General features: G+C 74.2%; 6 protein-coding genes and 1 pseudogene. 3 read left to right on the top strand and 4 right to left on the bottom strand.

What is annotated here, in order from left to right; genetic code table 11:
• Both H288_RS0123030 and H288_RS34835 read left to right on the top strand, forming a co-directional pair.
• Positions 1-323: autotransporter outer membrane beta-barrel domain-containing protein (locus H288_RS0123030; RefSeq protein WP_026605219.1), on the top strand; the 323-nt coding region annotated here is incomplete at its 5' end.
• A 51-nt stretch (positions 324-374) separates the two neighbouring features.
• Positions 375-525: pseudogene (locus tag H288_RS34835) on the top strand (IS5/IS1182 family transposase); the annotation flags it as partial.
• 75 nt (positions 526-600) lie between these two features.
• On the opposite strand, the gene H288_RS0123025 reads toward H288_RS34835, so the two are convergent.
• The 4 genes from H288_RS0123025 to H288_RS0123010 form a co-directional block, all read right to left on the bottom strand.
• Positions 601-2,097 (bottom strand): diguanylate cyclase, encoded by a 1,497-nt coding sequence (locus H288_RS0123025; RefSeq protein WP_081636521.1) that lies wholly within the window; start codon positions 2,095-2,097, stop codon positions 601-603.
• A gap of 358 nt (positions 2,098-2,455) precedes the next feature.
• Positions 2,456-3,574, bottom strand: coding sequence for a metallophosphoesterase (locus H288_RS0123020; RefSeq protein WP_020094937.1), 1,119 nt, complete (start codon positions 3,572-3,574; stop codon positions 2,456-2,458).
• Between the two features lie 161 nt (positions 3,575-3,735).
• Positions 3,736-4,377, bottom strand: a complete 642-nt coding sequence (locus tag H288_RS0123015) for an HAD-IA family hydrolase (RefSeq protein WP_020094936.1) — start codon at positions 4,375-4,377, stop codon at positions 3,736-3,738.
• Between the two features lie 241 nt (positions 4,378-4,618).
• Positions 4,619-5,800 (bottom strand): alanine racemase, encoded by a 1,182-nt coding sequence (locus H288_RS0123010; protein WP_020094935.1) that lies wholly within the window; start codon positions 5,798-5,800, stop codon positions 4,619-4,621.
• Between the two features lie 95 nt (positions 5,801-5,895).
• On the opposite strand from H288_RS0123010, the gene H288_RS0123005 reads away from it, so the two are divergent.
• Positions 5,896-6,849 (top strand): LysR family transcriptional regulator, encoded by a 954-nt coding sequence (locus tag H288_RS0123005; protein ID WP_020094934.1) that lies wholly within the window; start codon positions 5,896-5,898, stop codon positions 6,847-6,849.
• The last annotated feature ends 30 nt before the right edge of the window (positions 6,850-6,879 follow it).

Below are 6,879 nucleotides of genomic sequence, written 5' to 3'. Positions count from 1 at the left end.
TGGCCGACCTCGACGCGGCGCGCAGCCTGGTCGGCGGGCGGGTGACGAGTTGGGCGTTGGCGGGCATTCCGGACCTGCGGCTGGAGGGTCGGGCGTACTGGGCGCACGAGCTGGCCGACACGGCGGCTTTGATCCGCTCGAGCCTGTTCGGGGCGGGGTTCGCGGGTCGGACGAGCGCGCTGGGCCGGGACGGCGCGGTTCTGGGGGTGAGCCTGACGGGGGCGGTCGCCGAGGGCGTGCGGCTGTCGGTGGGCTATACCGGCGACGTCCGCCCGGGCGCCACCGCCCAGGTGTTCACCGCCGGCCTCCAAGCCGCGTGGTGACGGCCTCTTGAGCCACGCTCCTCGTCGCGGCCGGGTCGCTCCCGGCACCCGTGCCGATCCCGCAGCATCACGCCGCGCATCGCACGGCGCGGCGGCGAGGGCAGCGAGGATCTCGGACGCCACCGCTGGATCGTCGCGCACGCCGGCGTGGTCGGCGCGCTTCCGCCGCCTCGCCATCCGCTCCGGGCGGCGCGACGATCTCCGCGCGCCTTCGCCCATCCCGTCCGCGCCCTCGTCCGCCGGACCCGGGCCAGAGGGTCGTGTGGCCGACTCCGCGTCAGAGGCGTCGGTGAGGAGCCAACTCGAGAGCGGACGCGCCGCGAACCGGCGTGGCAGTCGGATCCGTCGCGGCCGAGTAGGTTTCAGCCGTCCCCTTCTGCTTACGCTTCGCGGCGTAGAGGGCCGCGTCGGCGTGGCGCAGCAGCACGTCGCGGTCCTGTCCGGCCTCTCGTGACCGCGCGAGGCCGATCGTTCCCGTCACCCGCGCGATCTGACCCTGCCCTTTCACGACCATCTCGAGGTCGTGCAGGAGGCGCCGCACCATCGCCTGCACGCCCGCGCCATCGCAGCCGGCAGGCACCAGGATCGCGAACTCGTCGCCCCCCAACCGTGCCGGGAAGCAACCGGCGTAGCAGGGCGCGCGCAACCGCTCGGCTACGCAACGCAGAACCTCGTCGCCGGCCGCGTGCCCGAGGCGATCGTTCACGCCCTTGAAGCCGTCGAGGTCGATCAGGAGGACAGCCACATCGTCGTCGGAAGCGCGCGCCTCGCGCAGCCGCGCGTCGAGCGCGCGGTGGAATTCGGCTCGGTTGGCGAGTTGCGTCAGGTCATCGGTGCGCGCCTGATGGCGAAGACGCTGCTCCAAGCTGTGCCGTTCGGTGATGTCCTGGATCAGGCCGATGAGGGCGACGGGCTTACCCTTGACCAATTCGATCTCGCAGGAGCACCGCACGCGCCGGGCATTGCCCTTGGCGGTCACGAAATCGGCGTCCATCTCGAACGGCTCGCCCGTGTCCAGCACGCGCCTGACGGCCGCGCGGAAGAGGGCGCGATCGGGCTCGGGAAAGAAGTTCATGATCGCGCCAATCGGCACACCGCCGCTGACGGGCAGCTCGTGAATGACGAAGACGCCGTCCGACCAGGAGGTCGACCGCGTCTCGATATCGTAGCGGTACGAGCCCATCTCGGCCATGCGCTCCGCCTGCTTGAACTGGCGGCGCTCACGCTCCAGGCCCTCGACGGCCATCCGGCGCTCTTCGGCAGCCTCGGCTGCGCGCAGGGCCACGGCGCGCGCCTCGATCAGGGCCTCCGCGATGCAGGCCAGCTCTTCGAGCACCTCCAGGTCTGTCGTCGTCGGCTCGCGGGGCTGTTCGTCGAGGACGCAGAGCGTGCCGATCGTGATCTTGTCGCCGTCGGCTTGCCGGACGCGGACCGGCACGCCCGCGTAGTAGCGGATGTACGGGGCGTTCGTGACGAAGGGGCTGGCCACGAAGCGAGGGTCGAGGCTGGCATCCGCCACGATCAGCGGAGCCTCCGTCTCGAACACGACGGGGCAGAACGCCTGGGCACGCGGCGTCTCGGCCGCCAAGGGACCGCAACGCGCCTTGAACCACTGGCGCTCCGGGTCGATCAGGGTGATCGAGGACATGCCGGTGCCGAGCATGCGCTGCGCGAGCTTGGCGAGTGCATCGAACTCGCGCTCCGGCGGCGTGTCGAGGAGGGCGATCTCGGCCAGCGCCTGCTGGCGGAGTGCCTCGCGCTGGGTATTCGATATGGTCCCCTGCAGCACTGTTCGACCTCGCCGGAGCCAAGATGGTATCCGGGGGATACGACGAGAAGGTTTAATCGAGGGTGCGATGGCCTGACCTTTCGTCGAGGCCCGGCTTCGTCCTGGGACTGGCGCTGTCCGGCACGCGCGCAGGGGCCGCTCTCACCGCTCTTCTCCCGCGAGCCGGCCGGCAGCTTCCGAGCGGGGGCGATCCGGCAGCGACCCGGGGTAGCCGTTCCGACGAACATGGCCCCTCCCGGGGGAAACAGCCGAGTGTCCGGCGATGCGGGCTTCGGCCGGCGCTGGGGGCTCCCGGGCCTGGATCGCTGACCCGTGCGAGAAGCCGCGCGGCGGCGCGCGCGCGTCAGGTGGCTGCCCGCAGGGTGATCCGCGTCAGCTCCGACGGACGCCCGAGCCGGAGGGCGAAGCCGGGCCAGAGCCCGGTGCCGTTGCTGACGTAGAGCCGCATGGCCCCGACCCGGTACGCCCCCGAGACGAACCCGGAATTGCCGCGCGCCACCAGCCGGTCCAGGCCGCGGATCATGCCGCCGTGGGTGTGGCCGGAGAGCTGGAGCGCCACGCCGCGCGCCGCGGCCCGCGCGGCGTTGGCCGGCTGGTGATCCAGCAGAACGATCGGCGCGCCCGGCGGTGCGCCCGCCAGGGCCGCGTCGAGGTCGGGCCCCGGATGCCCCGTGGCGGGCGCGGAGCGGTCGGTGACGCCGGCCAGCACCAGCGCGCCGCCCCCGCGCCTCAGGATCGTGTGGGTGTTGGCGAGGACGCGGATCCCCAGGCCCGCGAGATGGCGCATCCAGGAATCGTGGTCGAAGAAGTACTCGTGGTTGCCGGGCACGGCCCAGACACCGTCGCGCGCGCGCAGGGCCCGCAGCGGCGCGACGTCGTCTCGCCGGGCCTCCAGCGAACCGTCGATGAAGTCGCCGGTCACGACGATCAGGTCGGCCTGGAGGGCGTCGGCCCGCGCGACGACGGCCCGCGCCCAGGCGGCCGGGAACAGGCGGCTGATATGCAGGTCGGTCAGGTGCAGGATCGTGTAGCCGTCGAGGCCGGGGGGCAGGTCCGCGATCGCGACCGGGACGTCTTTCAGGGGCGGCACGCGCACGGCCTGCCACACGGCGACGGCCGAGAGGCCGGCGGCCGTCGAGGCCACCGCGATGCGCCAGGCGGTCGGGATCGCCCAGCCGCCCCCGGGCAGAGCCAGCGAGATCAGCGCGACGGCATCGAGGCCGAGCTGCATCACCGCCGCCAGCGCGATCGCACCGAACGCCCAGTTGAACAGGATCACGATCGGGCGCGGGAATTCGGGCGCGAAGACCGACCCGGAGGAGAGGCGGCTCCACAGGTGGTACTGGGAGGCGACCAGGAGGAGCCCGGCGAGGCCGAGCCTGAGCGCGAGCGGCACCGGCAGGGGCCACACCACCCGCGCGATGACGTAGGCCGCGGGCAGGCTGGGGATGAGGCGGATCATGGGCGGCTACATGGACCGGGCGACGGCCGAAAGGCAAAGCTCGCGCCGGGCCGCCCGGTGCGCGGCGGCACATGCGGTCGCCTCGCGCGGGTCGGGAGGTGCCCTCTGCCGGCCCGTCGCCCGCCCCGCCTTCCCCCCGCCGCGCCCGGAGAAGGTCAGCGTCAGCGCGCGCCCGGATCGAACCAGGCGCGCAGCGGATCGAGGGTGGTCTCGTGCGCCAGCGGGGGCGACGCGCCGTCCGGGGCCGCCATGCCCACGCGGTCGTGCCAGTACGTCGCCAGCCCCACCTGCGCCGTGCCCACGAGGTCGAAGGCCGAGCCCGCGACGAACAGGCAGCGCGCCGGCTCGACCCCGAGGGCCTGCAGTCCCAGCCGGTAGGGACGCGGATCGGGCTTGTAGAACCCGGCGCGCTCCGCCGTGACGACCGCGTCGAGTTCGACCCCCAGGCAGCCGGCGGCGATGCGACCCAGACGTTCGGAGCAGTTGGTCACGACGCCGAGCCGCACGGAGCGCGCCGCGAGCGCCTGCAGGGTCTCCGTCACGCCGGGCCAGGGCCGGAGCTCGCCGTAGCGATCCTCGAGGTCCGCCGCGAGGCGGCGCGGCAGGCCCACCGCCGCGGCGGCCTCCGCCACGAGATCCTCGTAGGGCTGGTACGCCCCCGTCCGGTAGGTGATCCGCAGGTACTCGGCCCGCCACCGGCGGCCGGCCTCCGTGCTGCCGGCGACCGAGTCCCACAGGGACCAGCTGTCGAGCAGGGCCGTCAGGAGGTCGAACAGGACGGCGTCGAACCGGTGGGCTGTCATGATGGGCTTCTCCTTCCGTATCGGGCGCCGCATCGGGCGGCGTCGGTGCCGGGGGCCTCGGGCCGCGCCGACCGGGCCCGGAGCGCGCGTCAGTGCGCGCGTCAGTGCGCGCGGGCGGCATGCGCCGCCCCGAGGAGGGCGGCGGTCACGCGCCTCGCGGTGTCCAGGCGGGCTCCCGCCGCGTCCGGCGCCGCCGGGCGCTCGCGAGGCGCCCGATCCGCGACGTCACGGTCGGCGCCGCCTACCAGCCATTGATGCGCGGCCAGACGGCGGCGACCCGCCCGTCGGCGTCGAGGACGTGGTAGCGGTCGTACTGGGCGCCCGTCGCGCAGGCGTGGTTCGGCAGGACGCGCACACGATCGCCGAGGGCCAGGTCGGGGAGGGCGGCGCGGGAGCCCGGGCGCAGGGCGAGGATGCCGTGCTCCTGGTTGGCGTCGGCGACGATCAGGTCCGGGTAGGGGCGGCCGGCGCGGTCGCAGACCACGCCGTAGCCCTGATCGACCGCCTGCCGGGCCGTGCCCCGGTCGCGCGACAGCGCCATCCAGCCGGCATCGGTGATGATCCAGCCCTTGTCGCGGCGGTGCCCGATCACGGTGGCGAGCACGCTCACCGCGATGTCGTCGACCGCGACGGAGCCGACCCCGGCCTGGAACAGGTCGCCGAACATGAACACGCCGGCACGGACCTCGGTGATCCCGTCGAGGTTCCGGGCGTAGCGCGCGGTCGGGGTCGAGCCGACGCTCACCACCGGGCACGGCAGGCCCGCCGCGCGCAGGAGGGTGGCCGCCGTCACCGCCGCCGCGCGCTCGCCCTCCGCGGCCGCGGCGAGATCCTCGGGATCGCTGAGGCCGTAGCTGTCGCCGGCGTGGAGCAGCACGCCGCGCAGGTCCGCCCCCGCGCCGAGCGCGCGCCCGATCGCCACCAGCAGCGCCGCGTCGGCCGGCTTCACGCCGGAGCGATGCCCGTCGGCGTCGACCTCGATCAGGACCGGTAGACGGTCGCCGGTCCGCGCGGCCCAGGCGGCGACCGCGTCCGCCTGCTCGATCGAGTCGAGCACCACGGCGAGGTCCGCACCCCAGCGGCGCCGGACCGCTCCGACGCGGTCGAGCTTCTGCGGGGCGATGCCGACGCCGTAGATCATGTCCCGGACCCCGCCCTCGGCGAAGTACTCGGCCTCGCGCAGGGTCGAGACGATCGCCGGGCCGGCCGGACCGGTCATCGCCAGGCGGGCGACGTCGATCGACTTCGCCGTCTTCAGGTGCGGCCGGAAGGCGACGCCCAGCCGGTCCAGGTGCGCCCGCAGCCCCGCGAGGTTCGCGCGCAGCCGCGCCTCGTCCAGGAGAAGGCACGGTGTCTGAAGAGGACCCGACGCCCCGTCGGCCTCCGCTGACGGCACCTGCGTCCCGACTCCGGTCTCCGGCATGTCCACGCCTCTCTGTCTCGCTGCCGGGTGACAGATCATGCCGGACCGCGAGACGCCATTAATCTGTTCGGCATTCTGGATTAAGGTCGGCCTTAATGCTCGACACCGACGATCTCCGCTTCTTCGTCGCGGTCGCGGCCAGCCCGTCCCTGGCCGCCGCGGCGCGCAGTCTGAACGTGTCGCCCCCCGCCGTGACGCAGCGGCTGCGCAGCCTGGAGAAGCGGCTGCGGGTCCATCTGGTGGACCGGTCCGGCCGCGGCCTCACGCTGACCGACGAGGGGGAGCTTCTGGCCGAGCGCGGTCGCGACCTCCTCGGCGCCTTCGACGATCTCGCCGACGCCCTGGCCGAGCGCGTCGGCGCGGTGACCGGACATCTGCGCGTCGTCGCCCCGCTCGGCTTCGGGCGCCGCTACGTGGCCCCGGTCGTGACGGCGTTCCGGCTGCGGCATCCGGGCGTGCGGATCGACCTGCTGCTCTCGGATCGCCTGGGCCGCATCCCGTCCGAGACCTGGGACCTCGCGATCCACGTCGGTGAGATCAGGGAGGCGACCCCGAGCCTGACCGTGCGCGCCCTCGCGCCGAACGACCGGATCCTCTGCGCGGCGCCCGCCTACCTGGCCCGGCATCCGGCCCCGCGCGTGCCGGCCGACCTGCGGGATCACACCTGCATCGCGCTGCGCGAGAACGACGAGGACGTGACGCTCTGGCGCTTCCGCGCGGCGGAGGGCGCCGAGGTCCGCGTCAGGGTGGATGCGGCCTTGGTCAGCAACGACGGCGACGTGGTGCGGGGCTGGGCCCTCGCGGGCCTCGGCGTGATCGTGCGCTCGGAATGGGATGTCGCCGACGACCTGCGCGCGGGGCGGCTGGCGCGCCTGCTCGAAGGCTACGCCCTGCCGTCGGCGCCGGTCGTCGCCCTGCTCGGCTCGGAACGGCGGTCGCGCGCGGCCCGGACGGAGCGGTTCCTCGAGGCGCTCCGGCGCTCGTTCGATCCGCTCCCGTGGCGCCCGCCCGCGGGTCCTGGCGCGGCCGCCGGGGATGCGGGGCCTTGAGGCGCCCCGGCCGCGCGCCGTCCGGCCCCG

This window comes from Methylobacterium sp. 285MFTsu5.1 (assembly GCF_000383455.1).
Classification (GTDB): Bacteria; Pseudomonadota; Alphaproteobacteria; order Rhizobiales; family Beijerinckiaceae; genus Methylobacterium.
The sequence above is the reverse complement of the archived record's forward strand: the minus strand, read 5'-3'. Positions and strand labels throughout refer to the sequence as shown.

What these genes read in the sequence shown, in the direction of transcription:
- H288_RS0123020 (WP_020094937.1), bottom strand. Translation starts at nt 3,574, where the DNA reads ATGATCCGCCTCATCCCCAGCCTGCCCGCGGCCTACGTCATCGCGCGG.
- H288_RS0123005 (WP_020094934.1), top strand. Translation starts at nt 5,896, where the DNA reads ATGCTCGACACCGACGATCTCCGCTTCTTCGTCGCGGTCGCGGCCAGC.
- H288_RS0123010 (WP_020094935.1), bottom strand. Translation starts at nt 5,800, where the DNA reads ATGCCGGAGACCGGAGTCGGGACGCAGGTGCCGTCAGCGGAGGCCGAC.
- H288_RS0123015 (WP_020094936.1), bottom strand. Translation starts at nt 4,377, where the DNA reads ATGACAGCCCACCGGTTCGACGCCGTCCTGTTCGACCTCCTGACGGCC.